Below are 25,714 nucleotides of genomic sequence, written 5' to 3'. Positions count from 1 at the left end.
AATTATAGTTAAATTTAGCTAATATTATCAGAAAATTATAAAACTATTTTATAATTTTTTAGTTTTTTTTATAAAAGGTACAAAATTTGTTAAAAAAATCAGTCTTATTAGCATTTATAACAGTTTTTTTTGTTTCTTGTAGTGCAGAAAAATCTGAGCAAATGAATCTTTCAAATGAAATCTTAGATTTAGAGAAGAGTTTTTTAATTTGGAAAGAAATTAAAATAAATAATAATTCTACATATACTTTTACTTCAGAATTTATAAGTTGGATAGGATTTGGAAATAGAAGTAAAATCTATGTAAAAAATGATGAAATAATAAAAAAAGAGTATTCTTCTTGGAATTCAAATGGAAAGATTTTAGAAAAATTTACAGAAAGAAAAAACAATTTAGGTAATAGTAAAAAAGGTATAATACCTCAAAAAATAGATGATTTATATGAAATTTGTAAAGTTACTATTTTAAGAAAAGATAAAAAAACAAATAATATTTACATAGGATATGATAAGAAAAAGATATTGAAATATTGTTTGTATAGTCCTAAAAACTGTGCAGATGACTGTTCTAAAGGAGTAAGGATAGATAGAATAGAATTTTAAAATTATAATTATGAGTATTATGTTTAATCTAATTTTAAGAATTGTATTAATATAATTAGTTATAAATTGGGAAAAGGAGCTTGATATGGAAGCTGTAAGTTTAAATGTTGACAATCAATACTTTGGTACTTTTCAAGCTGAAGATACAAAGGTTGAACAAAAGTCTCATTCTGAAAATAGTTCAATTCATAAATCAAATGAAAGTAAGATTCATAACTCTGCTGTTAATGTTTCTATTTCTATGGAGAGTATAAAGGTATTCTTAAATATAAAAAGTGTTGAGTTATCACAAAAAAATACATCAGCACAAAATTCTTTGATGAATATTATTAATAATACTGAGGTTTATGATTTTTTATCAGGAAAAGAGATTGATGGTGGTTTTAGTTTAAAATCAATTGGTTATGATGGTAAACCAATAACTGAGTTATCTTCAGATGAAGCAAAAAGTTTAGTATCAGATGGTGGTTTTTTTAGTGTTGAGCAAACATCTTTTAGAGTTAGTTCTTTTGTAATGAATATTGCAGGAGATAGTTTTGAAGCTTTAGAAGAAGCTAAAAAAGGTATTATTCGAGGTTTTGAAGAAGCTGAGAAAATGTGGGGTGGAACATTACCTGAAATATCTTATCAAACACAAGAACAAACATTAAAAATAATAGATGAAAAAATTGCAGAATTACTTAAAACAGATGCACAGTTAGAGGCTGAGAATCCAGATACAAATGAATAATAAATTTATCTTTATTCTTTGTATCTAATTTTTTTTAAGTCTTTTGCACACTCTATTTGATATTCGACCATTTTTTCAAATGGTTTAGTAAATTCTAACAGCTTTTTATTGTCTATACTTTCTATATTTTGTTTATTTAGTAGTTGAAGAATATATTGTGTTGTTTCTATTGTGGATAAACAATAACTATTTGGTTGAGTTTTTATTTTAAAATCTGATATTTTTCTACTATGAAAACTCACTCTTTTCAATTTTTTTAAATTTTTACTTACTCTTAGCATTTTTTTTGAACATGGCCAAGTCGAATCAATAAGAAAAAGAACTATGTTTTTTCCAGTTTTAATTGATTGATTATTTAACTTTATACTTTTTTCTCCAGGGTATAAAATGTATGATTCGTTGTTTGGATTATTTATTATCGAATTTATTTTATCATGGTCAGTAAAATCTATACCTATGAATATTTCAGAGTTATGAAGTGATTTATTAGTGAAATGCCCTGTGCCATTTTTTGTTTTTCTATACTCTTTTGGATGCATAAGTATGATAAACTTTGTATTTGTTTTTATAGGATTTATATATTCGCACATACATGAACTTTTTGGTCTATAACATTTATAACAAGTATTTCTTTGCAATATTCTTCACTTTTTTTTTGATGTGATTATATAAAAAAAGATGTTAGAATACAAGATTAAAAAATAGGAATTTTTGTGATAGATATTACTCAGATGAGAAAACAATATATGGATAAAGGTTTAAATAAAGAAGATTTAGATGAAAATCCAATAAAACAGTTTGAAACTTGGTTTAATCAAGCTATTGAAGTAGGTTTACGAGAGCCTAATGCAATGGTTTTAGCAACAACAGGAAAAGACATGATGCCAAGTGTTCGTACAGTTTTATTAAAAATATTTGATGAAACTGGTTTTGTATTTTTTTCAAACTATAAAAGTAAAAAAGCACAAGATATTATAGAAAATCCAAAAGCAGCAGTTTTATTTCCTTGGTTAGATTTAGATAGACAAGTTAAGATTGAAGGAAGTATTGAAAAAATATCTTCAAAAGAGTCTTTAAAGTATTTTTTATCACGTCCTAAAGGTAGTCAAATTGGAGCGTGGGTATCTCATCAAAGTGAAGTTATAAGTTCACGGTCAATTCTTGAAGCAAAATTTAATGAAATTAAAAATAAATTTGTAAAAGGTGAAATTCCTTTTCCTGATTTTTGGGGTGGTTATATTTTAAAGCCAGAGAGAATAGAATTCTGGCAAGCTGGTACAGATAGATTACATGATAGATTCGTTTATATTTTAGATAGTAAATCTAATTGGAAAATAGAGCGTTTATCTCCATAAGTAGTAGTTTTAAACTACTACTTAGAAAGTTCTTCTTTTAAACCTTTATATAATGAATAACACATTAATAAAAGAACAATTGTAAACGGAAGTGCGGTTGTTATCGAACCTGCTTGTAGAGCATTTAATGCATCATTACCACCTACATATAAAAGTGTAACTGCAACTAATCCTTCCATTACAGCCCAAAATACTCTTTGTACAACTGGTGCATCAAGTTTTCCACCTGCTGTTATACTATCAATAACAAGCGAACCTGAATCTGAAGATGTCACAAAAAATACAATAACTAATATTATAGCTATAAACGAAGTAATTGAAGAAAATGGAATATTTTCCAACATTTGAAACATTGCAAGTGATTTATCTGTAATTCCATTTGTTAAAGCTCCAATATTTCCAATAACTTGATCAAGTGCTGTTAATCCAAAAGTACTCATCCAAATTGTTGTTACTATCATAGGAACTAAAAGTACAGCAATGACAAACTCTCTTACAGTTCTTCCTTTTGAAACTCTTGCAATAAACATTCCTACAAAAGGAGACCAGGCAATCCACCAAGCCCAATAGAATACTGTCCAACCATGGAACCATTCAGTATCTTCTCTTCCAATAAAGTTACTAAGTTCAAAAATATTTGAAGCATAAGCATTTAATGTTGTTACTGTTCCTAATAAAATATCGCTAGTAGGTCCTAGTATTATAATAGATAAAACTAGCAAAATTGCAATAATAATATTTATTTTACTTAAAACTTTTACTCCACCTTCTAATCCTCTTATTACAGAAATAACAGCAATTGAAGTGATTCCTAAAATAATTATAATTTGAGTATTTACATCTTTACTAATATCAAATAAAAAGTTTAACCCTGAAGCTACTTGTTGTGCTCCCAATCCTAAAGATGTAGCAAGTCCAAAAATAGTTGCAAAAACTGCAAGTACATCGATAATATGACCTGGCCATCCCCAAACTTTTTCTTTTAAGATTGGATAAAAAGCAGATCTCATAGTTAAGGGAAGTTTTTTGCTGTATGCAAAAAATGCTAATGATAAACCAACTACACAATAAATAGCCCAAGGATGTAATCCCCAGTGAAACATTGTTGCACCCATAGCAAGTTCTTTTGCTTCAGGCGTATTTGGTAGAACATTTAGTGGAGTATGCCACCAAGCAGTATAATATGCAACTGGTTCTGCTACAGACCAGTACATAAGACCAATTCCCATTCCTGCTGCAAATAACATTGAAAACCATGCAAAAGTTGTGAACTCAGGTTTTGCATCATCTCCTCCAAGACGTATTTTTCCAATTGGTAAAAAAATTAATAGTAAACAAAATATTACGAAAATATTACCAGATAACATAAATAGCCAATCAAAATTGTTTATTGACCACCATTTCGCCCCATCTAAAACTTCTTTTGCCTCTTTTGGTGAGATTAAGGTACCTATTACAAAAACCAATATTAGCATGGCACTTATAATAAACACCGGATTGTGTATATCTAGACCAAATTTTTGTAAATTATTTTGACCTAGTATGTGTTTATTTTCAGAATTCTTTGAATCCAAATAACATCCTTTAGTATAAAATTTTACATATATAGTGTAAAATAATTACATTATATATGTAATTAAAATAACTAAAATTGACTTAAATTATAGTTATTAAGTGTATAAAATCAACATCTTTTTGGATTAATTATAATTTATTTATTTCTAGGATATAATTTTTTTAAATAATTAAGAAGGATTTTTTTGGCTTTACTTGATAATGATAAAGATGTATTACCTTTAAGTAGTATTGCAGAGCTTTTAACTGCAAAAGTAAGAACACTTAAGATGTATGAAGAGAAAGGGCTTTTACCTTTAAAAAAAGAGGCTAAAAAACTATATTCAATTAATGATGTAAAAAAAATCTCATTTGTACACTATTTGGCAAGTATGAAGAAAATAAATGCAAATGGTATTAAATATATAAATGAAATTTTAGAAAATAATATGGATGAAAAGAATAAAACAGAATTTTTAGACTTAGTTGAACAAAAATTAGAAAAAGTTTCAGGTAAAGATATTACAGATGTAGAAATTATTTAATAACTTCTACTATTTGTGTCCTGTTTGACCTTGTCTTTGTATTAACTCATCAAAGTTTTCTCCACCTATATTATAAGCTTCTCCAAAACCAAATATAGCTTCTCCACCATGTGGTTTGAATTCATATATCGAAAAGTCTTTCATACTTTTAAGCATATTCATTGTTGCTCCATGCTCTTTTTCAAACATACTAATTAGAGTTTCGAATTCTTTTGTATCTCTTGGAAGCTTTTTTGAATTAGCTTGAATAACTACTCTTTTTCTTCCAAAAATATTTGCACAAGAGATTTCATCTTCTATAAAAAATAGTGAAACATTATTGTTATTATCCAGGTTTTGTGTATGTCTTGCCATTGAACTTAGATAAACATAATATTTTGCATCTTTTTTTACATATGGTGCATAACTTGTAAATGGATTATTATTCTTATCAATTGTAGATAATACTATACTTTTAAATTCTTTTAAAAAATCTGTTAACATTAAATTTCCTCCCAAAGAAGTGATAGTTTTACATTATAAATGTCTTTTCTTCTTGGTTTTATATATGTTTCTTCAATATCATAATTTGATATATTATACTCTTCATTTATCTTTTCAATTTCATTTTCAAGTTTTTCTTTTAAATTTTCAATGTCAGATGAAAGTTCTTCAATTTCAGCTTCTACAAACTTAACATCTTTTTTCTCTTTTAAAACTTTTGAAACATTTTTTACACTAGAGGCTGCTTTGCCTACATTTGTTTTACTTAGCATTGATTTACCAAAAAATGCTCCTAAAATAGAAGAGCCTATAGAAATAAGAGTATCTGTTGTCTTTGCATTTGCTTGGTCTTTTTCTTTTTCTAGTTTTATGTAAAGTTTTTCTAACTTTGTTTCTAGTCTATTCTCTTCTTTTTCATACTTTGTTTGTAGTTTATCAATATTTTCATCAATAGCTTCATTTAATCTATCTTGTACTCTAATTTTGAAATCAATTAAACTCTCATTTTGTTTTGATGTAAGTTTTAGAGAAGAGATAGTGTGTAGTGTTAATTTATCATTTTGATAAATAAGATTTGTAAATTCTCTTTGAAGAGATTTAAATCTTCTTGCATTTTGCATAAATGTAGGAACATTATAAAAGGAACAGTTTGCTCTTTGTTTTTTTGAAAATTGATTATCTTCTAAATCTTCTTTATCTTCCCAATTTACATTTGAATCTGTTTCATCTAAATAAATTTTTTGAATAATTGATTTTTTTATATCAATTTTTTTTGATGCATTGAAGAAATTTAGTTCACAAGATGCTAATAAGTATGGTTGCATCTGATAATTGTCTCTTTGTGAAATGTAATTAAAACTCTCTTCTAAACCATTTGGTAAAATGGGTTTAGATGAAGAGTTTTCAATAGGTTGTGTTACTCTTGTTTGAGTATTTGTACTTTCATTTGTTGTATCTTTATTTAAAGCTTTTGCAATTTTATCAGACATAAGTTTTTTTATATCATCTTTTGAAATAGGACCTTTTAAATATGATAAAACCCATCTTGTTTTGAATACTTTAATTGCATCTTCGTGGATATTTTTCATGATAAAGTTTCTTTTATCTAAATTTGAAAGTAAGTTCATTAATTCTTTTTTATCAAATTTAACGTTTCCACTAGTTGCTAATCCATCTATTACTTTTTCTTTATCTTGCTTAGTTTGTAGACGTCCTATAAACCAAGTTCCAATATTTGCTAATCCTTTATAATCTAAATCAACAGGATTTTGAGTAGAAAGTATAACTCCTATACCAAATGAACGAGCTTGTTTTAATAGTGTCAACATAGGTTGTTTTGATGGTGGATTCTTTGATGGTGGGAAATATCCAAATATTTCATCCATATAAAGTAGGGCTTTAAGTGATGATGTACCTTCTTGTCTTCTCATCCATGCAAGCATTTGGTTTAGTAAAAGTGAAACAAAAAACATTCTTTGAGAATCATTTAAATGCGAAATAGAAAAAACTGATACTCTTGCTTTTCCATTCTCATCATATAATAGATTTGATATATCTAAAGGCTCACCTTCTATCCAAGATTTAAAAGATGGATTTGCAATAATTGTATTTAGTTTTAGTGCTAGTTTTAATCTATCATCTTGAGCAAAGAAAGTTTCTAAATCAAATACTCCAATTTTTTTAAAAGGAGGTGTAACAATGCAAGAAATTAATTCTTCAATATTTAAATCTTTTCCTTGAGAGTAATAGTTCATAAAAATTGATGAGATTAATATATGTTCTTTTGATGAACTATTATCTTTAATATCAACTAAAGATAATAATGATGATACCGTAGAACTAACTAATTGATTTAAAATATCGCTATCTTCTAAAACTTCTTGTGCAGGAGCTTTAAAAGTTTGCAATATAGAAATAGGAACACCTGCTGTACTTCCTGGAGTATATATTGTAAAATCAGCACTATTTTTTAGTTTTGCAATTCTTTCTTTACTTTGAAAATCTCCTGTAATTCCTTTTTCCCATAGTGAAGCAGTTTTTTGTGCTAGTTCACTTTTTGTCATATTATTATTAATAGCATCTTGCTCTTCAACCCAAGGTTCAAAGTCACTTCCTTTTAGTTCTGGAAATGTCAGTAAGAGGTTTCCCATATCACCTTTTGGATCAATAATAATAGAAGGAATATTATCAATAGCAGCTTCTTCTAGAAGTGAAATCCCAAGTCCAGTTTTACCACTTCCTGTCATACCAATAATTGCAGCATGCGTAGTTAGGTGTTTATTTTTGTATATAACTGGAATAGATTTTTCTTCATTGATTTTTTCTTTTCCTATAAAGAAAAGTTTTAATTTTTCATAATCAAATGTGCTACTCATAATAGACCTTTTGTTTTATTAAATTTGATGGATATTATAGCAAAAAAAAAGTGAATGCCTAAATCTAGACATCCACTTTTTATATAATTAAAAACTAATTTTATTATTCAGAAACTTCTGCCTCTGCACTATCAGCTTTAAGTTCTGCAATAGCTGCACTTCTTTCTGCTTCATCTGCAAATAATGCACTTGTTCCAACAATTTGACCATTAGTTGATTTAATGTTGAAGAAAGGTTTTCCATTTGATGATTCTTTTAATTCATATCTATCATCATCTTGACAATTTTTCTTTACAGATTCAATTCCATTTTTTGCACTAGCTTTTTGAGCATAGTTTTCACTTTTTACAATTGTTTTACCTTCAGCATTTACAAATACGAATGTAAATGGCTCTTTAGCGTCACTTTTTCTTAAGTTAATTGTCATATTTCTTTCCTTGTAATAAATTTGTATCTATTCTATAGCAAAATAATTTAAAAAATTCTTATCTAGAAGAATTTTTTAGCCATTCCCATTAAATCATCTACAACTGAACCATCATTATCTTGATCAATAAAATCACTTAGCATACTTGTAATACTATTTGTATCTGAAGTATCAGTCGAACTTAGATTTGTTTGTTTATTTAATGCTCCCATTATTAAAGGTGCAACCATTGGTAAAAGAGAAGCGATTGAAGATGTATCAATACCACTTTTTGCACTAAGTGCATTTGTAATATCACTTTCATTTTCATTTAATGAAGAAAAAAGTTGACCTAACATATTTGAATTATCCATACTATCTATAGCATCTGGATTTTGACTAATTTCATCTAAGTTTGTATTTGAAATCATATTAATTAAATCTGATGAATCATTATCGCTTGTTAAGTTTTGTTTAGCTCCATTTAATAATTGTGGAGCTAATTGAGAAACTAAAGATTGAACAGAATTTGTATCAATACCTGTTTTATTAGAAATAGCACCTAAAATATTTTCATCTAAACCATTTTCTAGTATCGTATTTAAAATATTCATTTTTAATTCCTAGCCATTTTTAGGAATTCTAATTTTTTGTCCAGGATAGATTAAATTCATATCTTTGATAACTTCTCTGTTTGCTTCAAAAATTTTATTGTATAAATTTGCATTTCCATAAAATTTTTTAGAAATTTTTGATAGGTTATCTCCTGATTTTATTTCATAGTAGTTTTCTTCTGAATCTTCTGTAATTCCGTCAAATTCTACACTTTTGATTCCTTTTATATTTCCAGCAATTAAAGCAGCTTTTTCTTTTGCTTCGTCATCTGCTTCTCCTGTTAATATAATTTTGTCACCTTCAACTTTTACGTCAAGGTTTTCTATTGGCATACTTGAACTATTTGATTCGATTTCACTTTTTACATTAGCTTCATCATTACCTAAACCTAATAATTTTTTACCTGCATCAATTGCAAATGATAAAAATCCCATATTTTCTCCTTTTTAAATAAAAAAAAGTGTAGCAGTTTTTTATTAATTAATAATTTAATATCTTATCAAATTTGTTTTATTACAGAATAGTTACAGATTTTAGTTTAAATATATAGAAAAGTAGAAAGAAGACTTAAGCTTCTTTACTACCTTTTTCTTTTCTTTTTGCTTTCATTTTATTAAGAGCTAATCTTCTCATATCAGCTGTAGTGTCAGATTCGTCCATTATTTCAAGACCTAAAAGTGTTTCAATACAATCTTCTAGAGTAACTAAACCTTCAGTTTGGTCATAATTATCTAAAACAATAAACATGTGTTCTTTTTTCTGGATAAATTTATTTAGTGCTTTTGCAACTGGTATATTTTCATTTAATGTGAAAACCGGAGTCATAATAGATTCCATAGTTGCACTTTTATCTCTAACTGCTTGTTTAAAAAGTTTTTTTGTAAGTACTATACCTACAATATTATCGATTGTTTCTTCATAAATTGGAACTCTTGAGAATTTATAAGTTCTTTTATCTTCAAGGATATCTTTTATTGCAGTTTTCTTTTCTACTGCATACATAACAGATCTAGGAGTTAAAATATCTTTTATTTTTATTTCATTAAGTGTTAAAGTATTTTCAATAATATCAGACTCTAAATCTCCAATTACACCTTCTTCTTCACTCAATAATGTAGAATGAATAAGTTCTTCTCTTGAAAGAGAATCTCCACTGTCATTACCTTTTATTTTTTTAGTTACAAATTGAGTTACTAAAATTATAGGATATGTTATAAATACAAAGAAACGAATTATTTTAGCAGCTACAGGTGCTAATTCTTTCCAATATACAGCACCAATTGTTTTTGGAATTATTTCTGCAAAAAATAAAATTGCAAAAGTTAATGCAATAGATACAATCATTACTAATGTTTTATTTCCATCAAAAACGTTTTGTGCTTGAACACCAATTGCTGTTGCACCTAAAGTATTTGCAAAAGTATTTAAAATTAAAATTGAAGATATAGAACTATCAATGTCAGTTTTAAGTTTTTTTAAAAGTTTTCCTGTACTTGGACTTTTATTTTCTAAGACAGATATATAAGTGAAATTTGTTGATAAAATAATAGACTCTAATACTGAACATAAAAATGATATACTGATTACAGCTATAAATAGGATTATTAGAAGTTCCATTTTGAACCTCGTCTTTTTTGTAAATTACGCCTCTGGGAAGTGTCTTCCAAGAATTACTCCTTATTTTGAAAAAAATTAATGGCATATAATAGCAAAACTTATCTTTAAATTAATTTTTTTTGACAAAAATCTAGTTTTTTTTGTATAATGTTAGTATTAAAGCAATAAGGAGGTCGTCATGGAGTATGGACTAATTCCAAAAGTTAATCAATATGCAGATAATAATCTGATTCAAATCCAGCAAGTACAACCTTCATCTGAAATTGCAAACTTAAAAAATGGTGAGGATGCTAGACAAGTTACAGAGGATAAGTTTTTAAAAAAAGTAGATGAAACTTCTGCTAGTAAAACTTCTGAAGTACAAGAGACAAAAAAAATCAAACCTCAAGATGTTGCACAATATCAAGAAGTAGTATTAACAAACCTAAATTTTGGATTTAATGATTCATCAAAAGATTTTTTTGTAAGAGCTGTACGTGGTGAAGCTCAAAATCAATTTCCTACAGATGAAATGATGAAACTTAAAGCATATTTTATAGCACAGGCAAAAGCGGAAGCTGCAGCTGAGATTTAGTTTTTCGTTGATAATATAACTTGATTTCTACCATTTTCTTTTGCTTTATATAAAGCTTTATCTGCATTAGCAAGAATATCTTTTAATTCTAAATTATTGTGTGCTTCACTAACTCCAAATGAAGCAGTGATTTTACGAACTTTAAAATCATAGTTTTCAATTAAATCTTTAATTCTATATGATAATTTTTCAGCTTCAGAGATTGAAGTGTTTTTACATATAATTAAAAATTCTTCTCCTCCCCATCTACCGATTATATCATTTTGATTTACATTATATTTTAGAATATGAGCAACATTTTTTAAAACTTCATCTCCTAAAAGATGTCCAAAATCGTCATTTATTAATTTAAAGTGATCAATATCCATAAGAATCAATGAAAACTTTTTATTTTTTATTTTATTTAATATTTTATCTATTTTTCTTCTATTTTTTAAGCCAGTTAAGGCATCAGTATTTGATAAAAATTCAAGTTGTTCATTATATTTATTTGCACTTCTTTGTCTTATAATATATAACACAAGTAGTGCAATAATAATTATTATGATATTTATCATCATATGTTTATCTATAATTCTTTTATCAAATTTGACTGTTAGCCATTCTCTTATGATTTTATTTTTATCATCTGGTGTCAGCAAAGATATATGACGATTTATAACTTGCACTAATTCAGGATAATCTTTTCTAACCATAAAAGAAATTTCAATATTATTTCTACTTGTTCCTGAAATTTTTAAATTGGAATAACCATTTTTAGAAATCAAATGTGCAACAACTGGTAAAATATCTATAACAGCATCAACTTCACCTGCACTAAGTCGTTTTAAAGCTTCTTCTGTATTTTTAACAGTTATAAAATTAATACTAGGGTATTCATTTTTTAATACTATGTGTGAACTGTAGTTTTCTCCAACTGCTACTTTTAATCCTTGTAAAAAAGAAGCATCAGGAATAAAACGCTTGTCAAATAAAGTTGCAAAAGCTATTGGAAAAGAGATGTAAGGTGTTGAGAATTTTGCATAAGATAATTTTTCTTTATCAAATGAAGTACCTAAAGTAATATCAGCTTCTTTATTTTTTATTTTTGTAAGTACATCATTCCAATCTTTAGAAATAGAGATACTAGAATTAATTTCAGCTCTTGATTTAATCAGTTTCCAGAAGTCTATTGCTATTCCTGAAAGTTCTTCATTATCATTATACATATTAATTGGAGCCCAAGTATTTGAAGTGATTACGTTGATTTTTGTATTTTTAAGAAATATAGCTTCTTCAGGAGTTAGTTTTATATAATCATCTTGAATTAGATTTTTATCGGCATAAAGAATATTTGAAAATAAAACGAAAAGTATAAAAAGAATTCTTTTATGCAAGATGAATTACCTTAAATTTGATTTAGTTATTGTATCTGATAACAACTTTATATTTATAACTTTATATTATTATTTATCTTTATCAATAAATCTTTTGCTTCATAGAATTTTTCTTTTTCTTCAATTTCAATTAGATTCAAAAGATGTTTATATTTTTCAAAAACAGGCCAAACTTTTTTATATCCTTCGGGTCTATTTTTTATATAATATAAAGCTAAAGCAGTTGCACCATTTATCAAACCTTGAAGTGCTTTTGCTTTCTCTTTTTCACCATTTTTTTTATAATTTTTCCAATCATCTTCTAAAAGTTCATGAGCTTCTACAAAAAGTCTGTTTTCTAAAGCGTAAATAAACCTTTTTATAGCTGATGATTGTGTAAAAATTGTTTTATCATACATTAATTTATTTCTTTATCTAAATAATAACCAGTATATGAACCTGTTTTTTTATGATTTTTTGCAAGTGTTTCAGGTGTACCAACTGCTACTATTTGTCCACCTTTACTTCCACCTTCTGGTCCCATATCTATTACCCAATCAGAGTTTTTAACTATATCAAGGTTATGTTCAATTACAAGAACAGAATTACCAACATCAACTAAATGATGAAGTACTTTTGTTAATCTATCAACATCTGCAAAGTGAAGTCCTGTTGTAGGTTCATCTAAGATATAAAGTGTGTTTCCTGTATCTTTTTTACTAAGCTCTTTTGATAGTTTTATTCTTTGTGCTTCTCCTCCTGAAAGTGTGACTGCATTTTGACCAAGTGTAATATATCCGAGTCCAACATCTGAAAGTGTTTGAAGTTTTGCATACAGTTTTGGTACTTTTTTGAAGAACTCTAAAGCTTCGTCTACACTCATATTTAATACATCAGAAATATTTTTACCTTTGTAAAGTATTTCTAGAGTTTGTGCATTATATCTTTGTCCTTGACAATCATCACATTTAACCATAATGTCTGGTAAGAAGTGCATTTCAATTTTGATTTCACCTTCTCCTTGACATTTTTCACATCTTCCACCTTTTACGTTAAATGAGAAACGACCAATTTTATATCCTCTTAAACTTGCTTCCTTAGTTTTAGAAAAAAGTAGTCTTAATTCATCCATTAATCCTGTATATGTTGCGGGGTTCGATCGTGGTGTTCTCCCAATAGGTGATTGGTCAAGATAAATTACTTTATCAAGTTTTTCTAATCCTTCAATTTCAACGCCATCTACTTTTTTTACTTTTCTTGCGTGATTAAGAAGCTCTTTGGCGACTGGAAGTAGGGTTTGTAAAATTAGTGAAGATTTACCACTTCCTGAAACACCAGTAATAGAACATAAGTTTTTCAAAGGAATTTTTACATCTAAGTTTTCAATATTGTTTATCGTAACATTTTTTATTTCTATAAAATCTTCTTGTGGACGATTATGTGCATAATCGATTTTTTTATCACCATTTAAATATTGTGCCGTTAATGTTTTTGCTTTATGCATTTTTGCTAAGGTTCCTGCAAATACAATTTCTCCACCATATTTTCCTGCATTTGGTCCTATATCAACTATATAATCAGCTGCTTCTATAGTCTCTTTGTCATGTTCTACAACTATTACAGAGTTTCCTTTTTCTTGTAAGGCTCTTAGTGTTTTAATAAGCTTACTAGTATCTCTTTCATGTAATCCAATAGATGGTTCATCAAGAACATACATAACTCCTGTAAGTCCTGAACCAATTTGTGAAGCTACTCTAATTCTTTGTGCTTCTCCTCCTGAAATACTTCTAGCATCTCGTCCAAGTGTAATGTATCCAAGTCCTACGTCATTTAAAAAGAAGATTCGTTCACGTATCTCTTTTAAAATAGGAGCCGAAATCATTCTATTTTGCTCACTTAAATATTTAAAGTTTTTTTCATCTTGAAAGAAGGCATGTGCTTCTTCAATAGGTTTATTTATAATTTCAGATATAGTTTTTTGTGCTACAAAAACAGATTGAGAAGAGGGTTTTAATCTATTTCCTCCACAATCTGAACATACTTTTTCTGTCATATATTCAGCCATCTCTTTTTCATCTTTTATCATATCATAGGCTATTTTTACAATACCTTCCCATTTTCTTGTAAGCTTATGTCTTTTCCAAGTGAATTTTGCTTCTTCCACACCACCATGCAAAATACCTTTTTGTTGATGTTGTGGTAACTCTTTAAATGGTATTTTAATATCTATGCTAGCAGCCTCACAGTAAGCCATAAGCATCTTGAAGTAATATCCTTTATTAAATCCATATATTACTTTTATGGCACCTTCTTCAAGTGGTAACTCATCATTGATAACTTTCTTCATGTCTAAGGCATATCTTATACCTAATCCATCACAAGATGAACAAGCACCTTTTGGTGAGTTAAATGAGAAAGAAAGGGGTTCTAAAGGTTCAAATGAAATCTTACAATCAAAACAAGCCATATGCTCTGAATAATGAATATGTTTTTCAGTACCCACTTCTTCATGGTTTAAAATCTCAATTTCAAGCTCTCCAAAACTTTCTTTAAGTCCTTTCTCAACGTCTTGAGCTATTCTATCTTTGTTGTCATTTTTAATAACCACTCTATCGATAACCACTTTGATTGTATGCATTTGTGTTTTTGCAAGCTCAATATCTTCATCAAGTCTTACCATCACACCGTCTATCATAGCTCTTACATAACCTTTTCCTCTTAGACTTTCAAGTAAATCTGCAAAGGTACCTTTTTTTCTATTGATTAAAGGAGCTAATATCACAATCTTAGAATTTTCGGGAAGCTTTAATACTTGATCAATAACGTCAGAAGCGCTCATTTGAGAAATTGGTTCTCCACATTTATGACAATGTTGTTTTCCAATTCTTGCATATAAAAGTCTAAAGTAATCATAAACTTCTGTAATGGTACCCACAGTAGAACGTGGATTTTTTGAAGTTGTTTTCTGATCAATTGCAATTGCAGGAGTTAATCCTTCAATTCTTTCAACATCTGGTTTCCCAACTTTGTCTAAGAATTGCCTTGCATACGCTGAAAGTGATTCTATATATCTTCTTTGACCTTCTGCATACAAGGTGTCAAATGCTAGTGTAGATTTCCCTGAGCCTGATAATCCTGTAAATACAATAAGTTTATTTTTTGGAATTTCTAAATTTATATTTTTTAAGTTGTTTTCTTTAGCGTTAAATATCTTGATTTTATCTTGCATTGTAATATAGCCTTTAAATTTTGAAGCTCATATTATATGATAGATTTTTATAATTATTGATAAAGGCTTATATAAAAGTTTAATCAATTTTAAAAACTAAATTTTTAATAAATTTTATTTTAAAAGATTTAGGAATAAAATTCTCAAAGGATAAAAATTATTATTAAGGAAAAATTATGAAAAAAACAATGACAACAACAGCAGGGAATCCAATTGCAGATAATCAAAATTCAATTACAGCAGGTGAATACGGTCCTGTATTGATGCAAGATTATCAATTAATAGAGAAGCTTGCACATCAAAATAGAGAAAGAATACCTGAACGTGTAGTTCATGCAAAAGGGAGTGGAGCTTTTGGAGAACTTGAAATTACAAATGATATTTCAAAGTATACAAAAGCGAAAGTATTTGAAAAAGGTGAGAAAACTAGAATGCTTTTAAGATTTTCAACAGTTGCTGGTGAAGCTGGTGCTGCTGATGCAGAACGAGATGTTAGAGGTTTTGCTTTGAAATTTTATACAAAAGAGGGAAATTGGGATTTAGTAGGTAATAATACGCCAGTATTTTTTATAAGAGACCCTCAGAAATTTCCTGATTTTATTCATACACAAAAAAGACATCCACAAAGTAATTTACGCTCAAACACTGCTGCATGGGATTTTTGGTCATTAAGTCCAGAATCTTTACATCAAGTTACTATTTTGATGTCAGATAGAGGTATTCCAAAGAGTTATAGACATGTAAATGGTTATGGTTCTCATACTTATAGTTTAATAAATGAAAACAATGAAAGATTTTGGGTTAAATTCCATTTTAAAACAAAACAAGGAATAGAAACTATTACAAATGAAGAAGCTGCAAAAATTGTAGCTAGTGATAGAGAAAGTAATCAAAGAGATTTATTTGAAAATATTGAAAAAGGAAATTTCCCACAATGGGATTTTAAAATTCAGATTATGACAGAAGAGCAAGCTAGAGATTTTGAGTTTAATCCTTTTGATTTAACAAAAGTATGGCCTCATGCTGATTATCCGCTAATTGATGTTGGTGTATTAACTTTAAATGAAAATCCAAAGAATTATTTTAATGAAATAGAACAAGCTTCATTCTCTCCTTCAAATGTCGTTCCAGGTATTAGTTTCTCTCCTGATAAAATGCTTCAAGCTAGAATTTTTTCATATCCTGATGCACATAGATATAGAGTAGGGACTCATTATGAAATGTTACCAGTAAATAGACCAATTGTAGATGTAAATACATATCATACTGCAGGTTCTATGAATTTTGAAGAGAAAGAAGTTACGGATGCATATTATGAACCAAATAGTTTTAATGGAGCAGTAGAAAATAGAGATTTATTAGAACCAGACTTAGTTATAAATGGTGATGCTAATAGATATGATCATAATAAGAACAATGATAATTATGTACAGGCAAGAAATTTATTTAATTTAATGTCAGATTATCAAAAAGAACAATTGTTTAATAATATTGCAGAATCTATGGATGGTGTTCCTTTAGAGATAATAGAAAGGCAATTAAGTCATTTCAAAAAGGTTTCAAGTGAATATGAAGCAGGGGTAAGAACTGCATTAAAAATATAAGGATTTATCATGATAGCAATTACAGCAGATGAAGAAGAAAGATATGCCGAACTTCAAAATATGGCACTAGATTTTGCAAGAAAAGGTAACTTAGATGAATTATCAAGAATGATTTATTCAGGGCTAAATATAAACTTATCAGACCATAAAGGAAATAGCTTATTGATGTTAGCTTCTTATAATAATCAAATAGAGCTTGTAGAGTTTTTGATTAAAAATGGTGCAGAAGTTGATAAAAGAAATGATAGAGGGCAAACACCATTAGCAGGTGTTTGCTTTAAAGGTTATTTTGAAATGGTTAAATTATTAGTAGAAAAAGGAAAAGCAAATATATATGCAAATAATGGAATGGGTACAACACCTGTAACTTTTTCTGCACTTTTTGGACATAAAGAGATTACAGAATATTTAACTAAAGATAAAAAAAGCACAATTTATTCAATCCTTACAAATACTATATCTTACATAAGAAGAGTTTTTTAAACTCTTCTTTGAAATAAATAATTTATCCAGTCTTAATTAATCATTTGTTATTTTTATAACTAAATAACCATAAGAAGGTATTATAGTTTGGATATTATCAACAGTTTTGATATAGAAAATGAAACATTTTATTATCATGATATAAGTAGTGTTTTAAATAGTAGTAAAAAATTAAAAAAACTTCCAATTGTTTTAAAAATATTATTAGAAGCAAATCTTCGTAAATCAAAAGATTTAATAGAATTTAATAAAATAGTAGATATTTTTTCTAATCGAATGAATTCTCAAATCAATTTTCATCCTTCTCGTATAATTATGCAAAACTTTAAAGGTATTACTTCTCTTATTGATTTAGCTTCAATTAGAGATAAAATGAAAGAAAAAGAAGATGATATATCTAAAATAAATCCTCAGATTATGGTTGATATGGTAATTGATAATTCTCTGAGAAATAGTAATGAAAGTAATCTAGATATAAATAAAGAGTATGAGAAAAATTATGAAAAATATGAGTTTGTAAAATGGGCAGAAAATGCATTTTCAAATTTTAGAGTAATACCTCCTGGTTCTGGCATATGTCATGAAGTAAACCTAGAGTATTTATCTACTATATTACATGTAGAAAAAAAAGAAGATAGGTTTTTTTTATATCCAGAGACTATATGTATAACTGATTCAAATAATAGTATGACAAACTCCCTTGGGGTATTAGGTTTAGGTTGTGATGGTATGCAACTTGAATCTACTATTTTAGGTTTTCCACTCTCTTTAGATTTTCCTAAAGTAGTTGGTGTAAATATTCATAAAGAACTTAAATCAGGGATTACTTCTTCTGATTTAGTATTAGCTTTGATTAAACTATTAAAAGAATATGAAGTAGAAGGTAAGTTTATTGAGTTTTATGGTGAGGGATTAAAACATCTTACTCTTGAAGATAGATCTATTATTTGTAATATGGCGTCAGAGTATAAAGCTTTATGTTCTTTTTTCGCAATTGATGATAAGACAATTTCATATTTTAATAAAACGCGAGGCAATGAAGATTATTCGAAATTAATAAAAACTTATTTAGAAAAGCAAAGTTTTTTTTATTCTAATGAAGAATTAGATTATGACCAAGTAATTGATTTTGATTTATCAGTATTGACTCCAATAATAATAGGACAAAAAAAATCAACTAATATAATTGAATTGGATAGTTTAAAAGAGTTAGTTATTTTAAACAGAGGAAAAGAATTAAAAGATACAGATATAGTTCTAGCTTCTATTAATTCATGTATATCTACTTCAAATCCATATTTACTTATACATGCTGCATTAATAGCAAAAAAGGCTTTAGAGTTTGGTCTTACTGTAAATAAAAATATAAAATGTACTTTTTCACCTGATTCTATCATAGTAAAAGAGTATTTAGAAAAAATTGGTTTATTGCATTATTTAGAAAAAATAGGTTTTAATATTGTTTCTTATGGATGTGGAGATTCAAAAGGTTCTGAAGTAATAGATATAAATTTAGAATCTGATATTAGAAGTAATAATCTTAATGTCTGTGCTATTAGTTCTATAGATAAAGATTATAAATACAATAATAATCCTTTAATAAAATCAAATTACTTAATGTCTCCATCTTTAATAGTAATTTATTCTTTAATAGGAAGTATGAAATTTAATCTCTTTGAGGATATTATTGGTGTAATTGATGATAAAGATATTAAGATGAAAGATTTATGGCCTACAGGTAAGGAAGTAGGGGATTATCTAGAAAAACTTGATAATACTTTATATAAAGATATATACAAAAATATTTTTAAAGGCAATGATTTTTGGCAAAAATTAATTGTAAACAATAGTGATACATATAATTGGAATAGTAATTCAACTTTTATTCAATCAGTTAATTTTTTAGAAGAGATAAAATTAGAAAAAATTGAAATAAAAAATGCAGAAATCTTAGCTATATTTGGTGATTTTATTACTACTGAACATATTTCTCCACTTGGACAAATATCTTTACATTCTCCTGCTTCAAAGTTTTTAGAAACAAAAGGTTTAAAATCCTTTGAGTATGATTCTTTTGAAAATAGAAGAGGAAATGCTGAGGTTATGGTTCGAGGTATTTTTGATAATATCAAAGTTCAAAATCAAATGATATCAAAAGAGGGTGGATATACTATAGATTATGAATCAAATGAGATAATATCTATTTATGATAAATCACAAAAGTTTATGCAAGAAGATAAGATACCTATTATATTTGCAGGTGAAGGTTTTGGTAAAGGAGATTCAAGAGACTGGGCAGTAAAAGGAATTAGACTTCTTGGAGTAAGAACTATTATTGCGAAATCTTTTTCAGAAATTTATAGAAAAAGTTTGATTAGTATGGGAGTTTTACCTTTGGAATTTATTAACGATGATATTCAAAGTTTAAAATTAAAAGGGAATGAAAAAGTATCTATATTAAGTAATGAAATTAAAGCAGATTCGAAAATAAGTGTAATTATTCATAAAATAGATTTTGATATTGAAATTGACTTAAAATGTAGATTAGATAATGATGCTGAGGTAGAATATTATAAAAATGGTGGAATTTTATCTTATTTTTTTAAGAATATTTAATTAAAAAAAGTTTTATAAATCATTGTTGCTAATATTATAAAATTTAGTATTAGTATAAATTGTTTGTATGAACCTGATGAAGTTGCATTCTTAGTTTTTATTCCAAAATAAACACCTATTAAAGAAGCAGCTCCTACTGTAAAACCTTCATTAAATAACATTTGGTCATTTATTGTTAAAGAGCTAAATCCTGCTATAGATGAAAATATTACAAAAAATAAACTAAGACTAGTTGCTGTTTTAATATTATAATGCATAAAACCAACTAGAATTGGTATTAACATAATTGAGCCACCAACTCCAATACTCATTGCAATAATCCCAATAAAGAAACCTATAATAAATAGAGTTAATTTACTGTGTTTTTTTGGCTCACAATCAGGTTCTGCTGGAGATACAAAGATTTTGATAATTGATAGTATGATAATTAAAATAAAAAAGTATTGTAAAGCCTCATTTGAAACTATAGAATGTACAAAGCTATTTTGTAAACCTCCTACAAAACCTCCCATTCCAATAATAAGACCTTCTTTAAAAACACCTTTTGCTTTTTTAGAGTTTAAAAATGAACCATAAATAGAACTAAATACCATTTGCATAATTGAAATTGCAATTGCTTCTTTCATTAAGTATCCGGTCATTACTAGCATTGGAACAAGGACCATTCCTCCTCCAACACCAAAAAAACCAGATATAAATCCAGTTATCATACCAAATAGTATTAGTTCAGTCATTCTATTTTTACTTTTTAATTGAATTCATTGCACTTATGAATTTTTTGTATATACATTCTAAGTCATGGTCTTCTTTACTTAAGTCTATACCATCACATTGTTTAATATGGTGTTCTAAAAGAGCAACTCTTTTTAATAAGTATTCGAACATTTCTTTATTAATATCTGGTAAATCTGCATGGTTTAGTTTTCCATTTTTATCATCTCTTTTAATGATTTTTGCTGGAACTCCTACTGCTGTAGAGTTTTTAGGAACATTACAAACTACAACAGAGTTTGCTCCAATCTTACCATTTTTTCCAATAGTAATATTTCCTAAGACTTTTGCTCCACTTCCTATTACAGAATTTGCTTTTATAGTAGGATGTCTTTTCCCTTTATCTAAACTAACTCCACCTAGAGTTACTCCTTGATAAATAAGTACGTCATCTTCTATAATAGTAGTTTCTCCAATAACGACACCAATCCCATGATCAATAAATACTCGTCTTCCTATAGTAGCAGCTGGGTGAATGTCCATATTACATAAAAATTGAGTTAATCCCATAATCATTCTACCAATTAGCTTAAAACCTTTAGTATATAGCCTATGAGCTACTCTATGATTTATTATTGCCCAAACACCAGGATAGTTAAATATAAGTTCAATATTTGAATTTAATGCAGGGTCATTGTGCTTTGGAACAGAAAAATCTTCTTTTATTTGATTCCATAGTCCTAGTTCTTTATTTGCTTCTTCTATTGCTTCTATTTGTTGTTCTACTGTTTTTTCTTCTTTATTTTCGCCCATTTTAACTCCAAGCAGTCTTTAGATAACTATTTTCATTTAAATATTTTTCTAAAATTTTATAAGTATTGTCATCTAAATTATTTTTCAATATATTTTTTATCTCTTTTGTATCATAATCAATATCTTCAAGGATATCTATAATTTTTTGAGACTCCAAAATTTTTTCTAGTATCACTTCGTTGTTTTCAAAAACTACATTTATTTCTGTTGGATGAGAAAATAAATTATGCCTCATACCTAATATATCTTGATATGCTCCAACATGAAAGAAACCAAGATAATACTCTTCTTTATCTAAATTTACATCATGTAAATATAAAGGTTTTTCAGGATTAAATTCTATTTCACCATCACTATCACATGTTATATCCCATAATGAAGCACTTCTTGTGGGTTTTTTATTTAGATGTGTTATTGGCATTATTGGAAACTCTTGTTTGATTCCCCAAAAATCCGGTAATGATTGAAAAATTGAAAAATTAAGTAAATATTTTTCTTGTATTTTATTGTCTATTCTTTTTAGCTCTTCATAGTCATCAACTTCAAGAAGCCAAATAGCTTTTTTTATAATTAAATTTGTAAGAATCTCTGCATTACTTCTATCTTCTAAATCTATATATCCCAAATCAAAAAGTTTAAGTAAAGATTCTAAGTGATCAATACTATCATGCATAAATTCTAATGCCATTTTAGAATTTATATCGTTAAATAGCTCTCTTAGTTCTTCTATTAAAGGAGGGTTTTTTTCTTTTAACCTTAAATTTTCAGCATCATACTCTGCTGAAAATAGCTCTAAAACAGGAGTAATTAATACAGTTGAACTTGCACTAATAAATCTTCCTGATTCTGTAAAAATATTTGGCTCTTCAACCCCTTTTTGACGTGCAATATTTTTTAATGTAAATATTACATCATTTGCAAACTCTTGTAGGTTATATTGTGTAGTTCTTTGAAACTGTGAATACTCTACAGCCATTCCTCCACCAATATTTATAGCACTTAAATTATCTGCACCTAAATTTTTAAGCTCAGCATATATATGTCCAGATTCTTTAAGAGCATTTTTTAAAGGCTTAATACTATTCATAGCTGAGCCAATATGAAAGTGAATCATTGTTAAAATATTTATTAGATTATTCTCTTCTAACATTTCAAAGGCTTCTAGAATCTCAGTTGAACTCAATCCAAATTTTGAATCAATTCCCCCAGACTTTGCCCAAGCGCCACTTCCTGAATTAAAAAGTCTTACTCTAAGACCTACATTTGGAGTTGGAAGACTTGTCTCTTTTTCTACTTCCAGAATCATTTCTAGTTCATTTAACCCTTCAATGATTACTGTAATGTCATGCCCCATCTTTCGTGCAATAAAAGCTAAATGAACCATCTCTTTATCTTTAAATCCATTTATAGTTATAGGAGCACCAATTTTGTTGTAAGTCATAGCAAGAAATAGTTCAGCTTTACTTCCTGCCTCTAATCCGTAATTATATTTTTCACCTGCTTTTAGAAGAGGTTTTAAAAAATTTGGAAGCTGATTTACTTTTAAAGGAAAAACTGCATTAAATTTCCCTTTGTATTCATACTCATTTATCGCATTATCGTATAAAGAGTATAGTTTGTCTATTTGTTTTTGTATAAGATGTGGAAATCTAAATAGTAAGGGTCCTTTAAAATCTTTTTCTCTAATCTCTTTAACCATATTAATAAGAGCAGGGTTAGATGCATAGTTTAGTTTAACTACACCATCTTCGATAATAAAATTATCATCTGCCCATATATCAATACCATAATTTTCCAATATTAAAAGTCCTCTAGTTTTATTGTACTTTCTACACTAGTTTTAAGATTCTTTGTATAAATTGTTCCATCTTTTAATTCATTTTCTCCCACAAGTGCCACAATAGTTGCTCCTTGTTTTTCTGCTAATTTAAAGTGTTTACCAAATCCTCTTGGAGTATATTCGATTAAAGTTTTAGTTGTCCCTCTTTTCGAACTAGCTACTTTTGTTAATGTATTTAAAGCTTCATCACTCATAGCTCCTAAATAAATTATATCTTCATTTGATTCATTTATTTTAACTAATTCAAGTAGTCTTTCAATACCAATTGCAAATCCAATTCCAGGTGTTGGTCTTCCACCTAAAAATTCAACTAATCTGTCATATCTACCCCCACCAGCAATTGCACTTTGAGCTCCAATCTCTGATGAAGTAAATTCAAAAGCAGTTTGTGAATAGTAATCTAATCCTCTTACTAAATTTGTATCTATTTCATATTCAATACCATTAAAGTCTAAAATTTTTTTCAGTTTTTCAAAATCAGTATCACATCTTTCACAAAGATTGTTTGTGATTTTTGGAGCATTGTATAACAGTTTTTGACAGTTTTCATTTTTACAATCTAAAACTCTTATAGGATTTGTTTCTATACGTCTATTACAGTCTTCACAAAGCTCATCTTTAAAACTTGTTAAATGCTTAACTAGATTATCTCTATACATTGGCATACAATCAGGACATCCTAAAGAATTTAGTTGAAGATTGAATCCAATTTTGAAAAAATCTAATATATCTTTTAACATCATAATGATATTTGCATCTTCATAAACTGAACTTACACCAAAAACTTCTGCACCAAATTGATGGAATTCTCTTAGTCTTCCTTTTTGAGGTCTTTCATATCTAAACATTGGTCCATAGTAAAACCATCTATATGTTCCGCCCGCTCTATCAAATTTATTTTGAACAAAACTTCTTACAACTCCTGCTGTACCTTCAGGTCTTAAACATACGTCATTTTCACCTTTATCAATAAATTGATACATCTCTTTATTTACAATATCAGAACTTTCTCCTACACTTCTTTTAAAAAGTGCTGTTTCTTCTAGTATGGGTGTTTCTAAATAGCTAAAACCATAGTTTTTAGCGATTCTAGAAGCATTATCAATAAAATATGTAAATAATTCGCTATTGTCTCCTAAAATATCATTCATACCCCTAAGGCTTTGAATATTTTGTTTACTCATTAATAAATTCCTCAATTTTTTGTGCAATTTCTTCTATACTTAAACTAGCATCAATATATATATAATTTAAATTTAACATTTCAATTGTTTTTTTCATTCTGTTTTGAATATCAATTAGGTAGTCTATCCCCCTAGATTCAATAGAATCATTAGATTTTCCTGCTAATCTTTTTGTTAATTCTTCTGGTGTTAATTCAAGCAAAATAATATGTGATGGAAGAATATTACTTGTAGCAATTAAATTTAAAGTAGTAACTATTTCTAATGGTAAATTAGATGCATAAGCAATACCGCTAATAACGCTTCTATCACTAATAACCATTCTGTTTTCATTAGGTTTAATTACTTCTTCTATATGCTCTGCACGATCTGCTAAAAATAAAAACATCTCTGCTACTTTACTTTTTGCTTCACCATTTAAAGCCATTTCTCTTAATTTTAATCCAATTTCTGTACCACCTGGCTCTTTTGTAAAAATAGCTTCTTGATATTTTTCTTTTAAAATATCTAATTGAGTCGATTTTCCAGCCGTATCAACCCCTTCTATTACTGCATACATTTTAAAACCTCTTCTGGAACTAGATGACAAAACTTACCATCAAATCTTATAATCTCTCTTACAATTGTTGATGAAACAAATGCATTTTCAAGTGTTGGCATTAGGTAAAGTGTTTCTATATCATCATTTATTGATGAGTTTGCATATCCCATTTGTAGCTCATATTCAAAATCAGATACGGCACGCAACCCTCTTATAATTGTATTTACTTTTAAGTCTGTAGCTAAATCAACTAGAAGAGTATCAAATCCGATCACTTTTACACCTTTTATATGCTTTGTTGCAGCTTTTGCATATTCTACTCTTTGTTTATGGGAGAACATTGGACTTTTTCTCTCACTTTTCGCTACTGCAATTATTACTTCATCAAAGATTTTTGCTGCCCTTGTGATAATATCCATATGACCGTTAGTAATAGGATCGAATGTTCCACTATAAATAGCTTTTTTATAAGATGCCATTAC

Annotated in this window: 25 protein-coding genes; 8 read left to right on the top strand and 17 right to left on the bottom strand. The window is 27.8% G+C overall.

Annotation, left to right across the window (positions count from 1 at the left end; genetic code table 11):
- The first annotated feature begins 86 nt into the window (after positions 1-86).
- Together BT997_RS07510 and BT997_RS07505 are read left to right on the top strand one after the other, a co-directional pair.
- Positions 87-602 carry a hypothetical protein gene (locus BT997_RS07510; RefSeq protein ID WP_072680817.1) on the top strand — a complete coding sequence of 172 codons (516 nt, stop codon included), beginning with the start codon at positions 87-89 and terminating at the stop codon, positions 600-602.
- A gap of 85 nt (positions 603-687) precedes the next feature.
- Positions 688-1,332 (top strand): hypothetical protein, encoded by a 645-nt coding sequence (locus tag BT997_RS07505; RefSeq protein ID WP_083568559.1) that lies wholly within the window; start codon positions 688-690, stop codon positions 1,330-1,332.
- An 11-nt stretch (positions 1,333-1,343) separates the two neighbouring features.
- Here the strand turns inward: BT997_RS07505 and BT997_RS07500 are convergent, their stop codons facing one another.
- Positions 1,344-1,970: a tRNA-uridine aminocarboxypropyltransferase gene (locus BT997_RS07500; protein ID WP_258239447.1), complete on the bottom strand. Its 627-nt coding sequence runs from the start codon at positions 1,968-1,970 to the stop codon at positions 1,344-1,346.
- Positions 1,971-2,045: 75 nt separating this feature from the next.
- Between BT997_RS07500 and pdxH the strand changes: the two genes are divergently transcribed.
- Positions 2,046-2,687, top strand: coding sequence for a pyridoxamine 5'-phosphate oxidase (gene pdxH, locus BT997_RS07495; RefSeq protein WP_258239446.1), 642 nt, complete (start codon positions 2,046-2,048; stop codon positions 2,685-2,687).
- 17 nt (positions 2,688-2,704) lie between these two features.
- Here pdxH and BT997_RS07490 read toward each other — a convergent pair whose 3' ends face one another.
- Positions 2,705-4,261, bottom strand: a complete 1,557-nt coding sequence (locus BT997_RS07490; protein ID WP_072680815.1) for a BCCT family transporter — start codon at positions 4,259-4,261, stop codon at positions 2,705-2,707.
- Between the two features lie 186 nt (positions 4,262-4,447).
- Between BT997_RS07490 and BT997_RS07485 the strand changes: the two genes are divergently transcribed.
- On the top strand, positions 4,448-4,786 hold the full coding sequence (locus BT997_RS07485; RefSeq protein ID WP_072680814.1) for a MerR family transcriptional regulator: 339 nt from the start codon (positions 4,448-4,450) through the stop codon (positions 4,784-4,786).
- Between the two features lie 9 nt (positions 4,787-4,795).
- Here the strand turns inward: BT997_RS07485 and BT997_RS07480 are convergent, their stop codons facing one another.
- The 6 genes from BT997_RS07480 to BT997_RS07455 all read right to left on the bottom strand — a co-directional run bounded on the left by BT997_RS07480 (position 4,796) and on the right by BT997_RS07455 (position 10,282).
- A complete protein-coding gene (locus tag BT997_RS07480) occupies positions 4,796-5,269 on the bottom strand; it encodes a HugZ family protein (protein ID WP_072680813.1) in 474 nt (157 codons plus the stop codon).
- Positions 5,269-7,644, bottom strand: a complete 2,376-nt coding sequence (locus tag BT997_RS07475; protein WP_072680812.1) for an ATP-binding protein — start codon at positions 7,642-7,644, stop codon at positions 5,269-5,271. Before BT997_RS07475 ends, BT997_RS07480 begins: the two co-directional genes overlap by 1 nt.
- A gap of 103 nt (positions 7,645-7,747) precedes the next feature.
- Positions 7,748-8,071, bottom strand: coding sequence for a YegP family protein (locus BT997_RS07470; protein ID WP_072680811.1), 324 nt, complete (start codon positions 8,069-8,071; stop codon positions 7,748-7,750).
- Between the two features lie 62 nt (positions 8,072-8,133).
- The gene (locus BT997_RS07465) at positions 8,134-8,664 is read right to left on the bottom strand and encodes a DUF937 domain-containing protein (RefSeq protein ID WP_072680810.1); all 531 of its coding nucleotides are present in this window, start codon (positions 8,662-8,664) and stop codon (positions 8,134-8,136) included.
- Positions 8,665-8,673: 9 nt separating this feature from the next.
- The gene (gene lysM / locus BT997_RS07460) at positions 8,674-9,099 is read right to left on the bottom strand and encodes a peptidoglycan-binding protein LysM (RefSeq protein WP_072680809.1); all 426 of its coding nucleotides are present in this window, start codon (positions 9,097-9,099) and stop codon (positions 8,674-8,676) included.
- 133 nt (positions 9,100-9,232) lie between these two features.
- A complete protein-coding gene (locus BT997_RS07455) occupies positions 9,233-10,282 on the bottom strand; it encodes a CNNM domain-containing protein (RefSeq protein ID WP_072680808.1) in 1,050 nt (349 codons plus the stop codon).
- Between the two features lie 178 nt (positions 10,283-10,460).
- Between BT997_RS07455 and BT997_RS07450 the strand changes: the two genes are divergently transcribed.
- Positions 10,461-10,856 carry a hypothetical protein gene (locus BT997_RS07450; RefSeq protein ID WP_072680807.1) on the top strand — a complete coding sequence of 132 codons (396 nt, stop codon included), beginning with the start codon at positions 10,461-10,463 and terminating at the stop codon, positions 10,854-10,856.
- Here the strand turns inward: BT997_RS07450 and BT997_RS07445 are convergent.
- Genes BT997_RS07445 through uvrA form a run of 3 tightly spaced genes read right to left on the bottom strand, consistent with a single transcriptional unit; the run spans position 10,853 to position 15,440 of the window.
- Positions 10,853-12,232, bottom strand: a complete 1,380-nt coding sequence (locus BT997_RS07445) for a diguanylate cyclase (protein WP_083568555.1) — start codon at positions 12,230-12,232, stop codon at positions 10,853-10,855. The genes BT997_RS07450 and BT997_RS07445 overlap by 4 nt on opposite strands.
- 53 nt (positions 12,233-12,285) lie before the next feature.
- Positions 12,286-12,630: a DUF309 domain-containing protein gene (locus tag BT997_RS07440; RefSeq protein WP_072680806.1), complete on the bottom strand. Its 345-nt coding sequence runs from the start codon at positions 12,628-12,630 to the stop codon at positions 12,286-12,288.
- Positions 12,630-15,440: an excinuclease ABC subunit UvrA gene (gene uvrA / locus BT997_RS07435; RefSeq protein ID WP_072680805.1), complete on the bottom strand. Its 2,811-nt coding sequence runs from the start codon at positions 15,438-15,440 to the stop codon at positions 12,630-12,632. Before uvrA ends, BT997_RS07440 begins: the two co-directional genes overlap by 1 nt.
- Positions 15,441-15,616: 176 nt before the next feature.
- Here uvrA and BT997_RS07430 point away from each other — a divergent pair, with 176 nt between their 5' ends.
- From BT997_RS07430 to acnA, 3 genes are all read left to right on the top strand, one after another.
- On the top strand, positions 15,617-17,044 hold the full coding sequence (locus BT997_RS07430; RefSeq protein ID WP_072680804.1) for a catalase: 1,428 nt from the start codon (positions 15,617-15,619) through the stop codon (positions 17,042-17,044).
- A gap of 9 nt (positions 17,045-17,053) precedes the next feature.
- Positions 17,054-17,527 carry an ankyrin repeat domain-containing protein gene (locus tag BT997_RS07425; RefSeq protein ID WP_072680803.1) on the top strand — a complete coding sequence of 158 codons (474 nt, stop codon included), beginning with the start codon at positions 17,054-17,056 and terminating at the stop codon, positions 17,525-17,527.
- Between the two features lie 87 nt (positions 17,528-17,614).
- Positions 17,615-20,143, top strand: coding sequence for an aconitate hydratase AcnA (gene acnA, locus BT997_RS07420; RefSeq protein ID WP_072680802.1), 2,529 nt, complete (start codon positions 17,615-17,617; stop codon positions 20,141-20,143).
- On the opposite strand, the gene BT997_RS07415 is transcribed toward acnA, so the two are convergent.
- From BT997_RS07415 to coaD, 6 genes are read right to left on the bottom strand one after another with little or no spacing between them, the layout of a single operon-like run.
- On the bottom strand, positions 20,140-20,877 hold the full coding sequence (locus BT997_RS07415; RefSeq protein ID WP_072680801.1) for a sulfite exporter TauE/SafE family protein: 738 nt from the start codon (positions 20,875-20,877) through the stop codon (positions 20,140-20,142). The two genes, acnA and BT997_RS07415, sit on opposite strands and share 4 nt — an antisense overlap.
- A gap of 7 nt (positions 20,878-20,884) precedes the next feature.
- A complete protein-coding gene (cysE, locus tag BT997_RS07410; protein WP_083568549.1) occupies positions 20,885-21,667 on the bottom strand; it encodes a serine O-acetyltransferase in 783 nt (260 codons plus the stop codon).
- 1 nt (position 21,668) lies between these two features.
- Positions 21,669-23,468 (bottom strand): biosynthetic arginine decarboxylase, encoded by a 1,800-nt coding sequence (gene speA, locus BT997_RS07405; protein WP_143145169.1) that lies wholly within the window; start codon positions 23,466-23,468, stop codon positions 21,669-21,671.
- A complete protein-coding gene (gene hisS / locus BT997_RS07400) occupies positions 23,468-24,691 on the bottom strand; it encodes a histidine--tRNA ligase (protein ID WP_072680799.1) in 1,224 nt (407 codons plus the stop codon). The genes speA and hisS overlap by 1 nt, the downstream gene beginning before the upstream one ends.
- Positions 24,684-25,250, bottom strand: coding sequence for a dTMP kinase (gene tmk, locus BT997_RS07395; protein WP_072680798.1), 567 nt, complete (start codon positions 25,248-25,250; stop codon positions 24,684-24,686). The genes hisS and tmk overlap by 8 nt, the downstream gene beginning before the upstream one ends.
- The gene (coaD, locus tag BT997_RS07390) at positions 25,238-25,711 is read right to left on the bottom strand and encodes a pantetheine-phosphate adenylyltransferase (protein ID WP_072681049.1); all 474 of its coding nucleotides are present in this window, start codon (positions 25,709-25,711) and stop codon (positions 25,238-25,240) included. The genes tmk and coaD overlap by 13 nt, the downstream gene beginning before the upstream one ends.
- Between the last annotated feature and the right edge of the window lie 3 nt (positions 25,712-25,714).

It is taken from the genome of Arcobacter sp. LA11 (genome assembly GCF_001895145.1).
In the GTDB taxonomy this organism is placed as follows: Bacteria; Campylobacterota; Campylobacteria; order Campylobacterales; family Arcobacteraceae; genus Halarcobacter.
This window is presented reverse-complemented; position numbering and strand designations above follow the sequence as displayed.

Bases quoted from the DNA above. Each gene is read 5' to 3' on its own strand.
- BT997_RS07470 (WP_072680811.1), bottom strand. From the start codon at position 8,071: ATGACAATTAACTTAAGAAAAAGTGACGCTAAAGAGCCATTTACATTC.
- BT997_RS07425 (WP_072680803.1), top strand. From the start codon at position 17,054: ATGATAGCAATTACAGCAGATGAAGAAGAAAGATATGCCGAACTTCAA.
- BT997_RS07430 (WP_072680804.1), top strand. From the start codon at position 15,617: ATGAAAAAAACAATGACAACAACAGCAGGGAATCCAATTGCAGATAAT.
- uvrA (WP_072680805.1), bottom strand. From the start codon at position 15,440: ATGCAAGATAAAATCAAGATATTTAACGCTAAAGAAAACAACTTAAAA.
- BT997_RS07465 (WP_072680810.1), bottom strand. From the start codon at position 8,664: ATGAATATTTTAAATACGATACTAGAAAATGGTTTAGATGAAAATATT.
- coaD (WP_072681049.1), bottom strand. From the start codon at position 25,711: ATGGCATCTTATAAAAAAGCTATTTATAGTGGAACATTCGATCCTATT.
- hisS (WP_072680799.1), bottom strand. From the start codon at position 24,691: ATGAGTAAACAAAATATTCAAAGCCTTAGGGGTATGAATGATATTTTA.
- BT997_RS07450 (WP_072680807.1), top strand. From the start codon at position 10,461: ATGGAGTATGGACTAATTCCAAAAGTTAATCAATATGCAGATAATAAT.
- cysE (WP_083568549.1), bottom strand. From the start codon at position 21,667: ATGGGCGAAAATAAAGAAGAAAAAACAGTAGAACAACAAATAGAAGCA.
- BT997_RS07480 (WP_072680813.1), bottom strand. From the start codon at position 5,269: ATGTTAACAGATTTTTTAAAAGAATTTAAAAGTATAGTATTATCTACA.
- BT997_RS07505 (WP_083568559.1), top strand. From the start codon at position 688: ATGGAAGCTGTAAGTTTAAATGTTGACAATCAATACTTTGGTACTTTT.
- BT997_RS07440 (WP_072680806.1), bottom strand. From the start codon at position 12,630: ATGTATGATAAAACAATTTTTACACAATCATCAGCTATAAAAAGGTTT.
- BT997_RS07455 (WP_072680808.1), bottom strand. From the start codon at position 10,282: ATGGAACTTCTAATAATCCTATTTATAGCTGTAATCAGTATATCATTT.
- tmk (WP_072680798.1), bottom strand. From the start codon at position 25,250: ATGTATGCAGTAATAGAAGGGGTTGATACGGCTGGAAAATCGACTCAA.
- lysM (WP_072680809.1), bottom strand. From the start codon at position 9,099: ATGGGATTTTTATCATTTGCAATTGATGCAGGTAAAAAATTATTAGGT.
- BT997_RS07475 (WP_072680812.1), bottom strand. From the start codon at position 7,644: ATGAGTAGCACATTTGATTATGAAAAATTAAAACTTTTCTTTATAGGA.
- BT997_RS07415 (WP_072680801.1), bottom strand. From the start codon at position 20,877: ATGACTGAACTAATACTATTTGGTATGATAACTGGATTTATATCTGGT.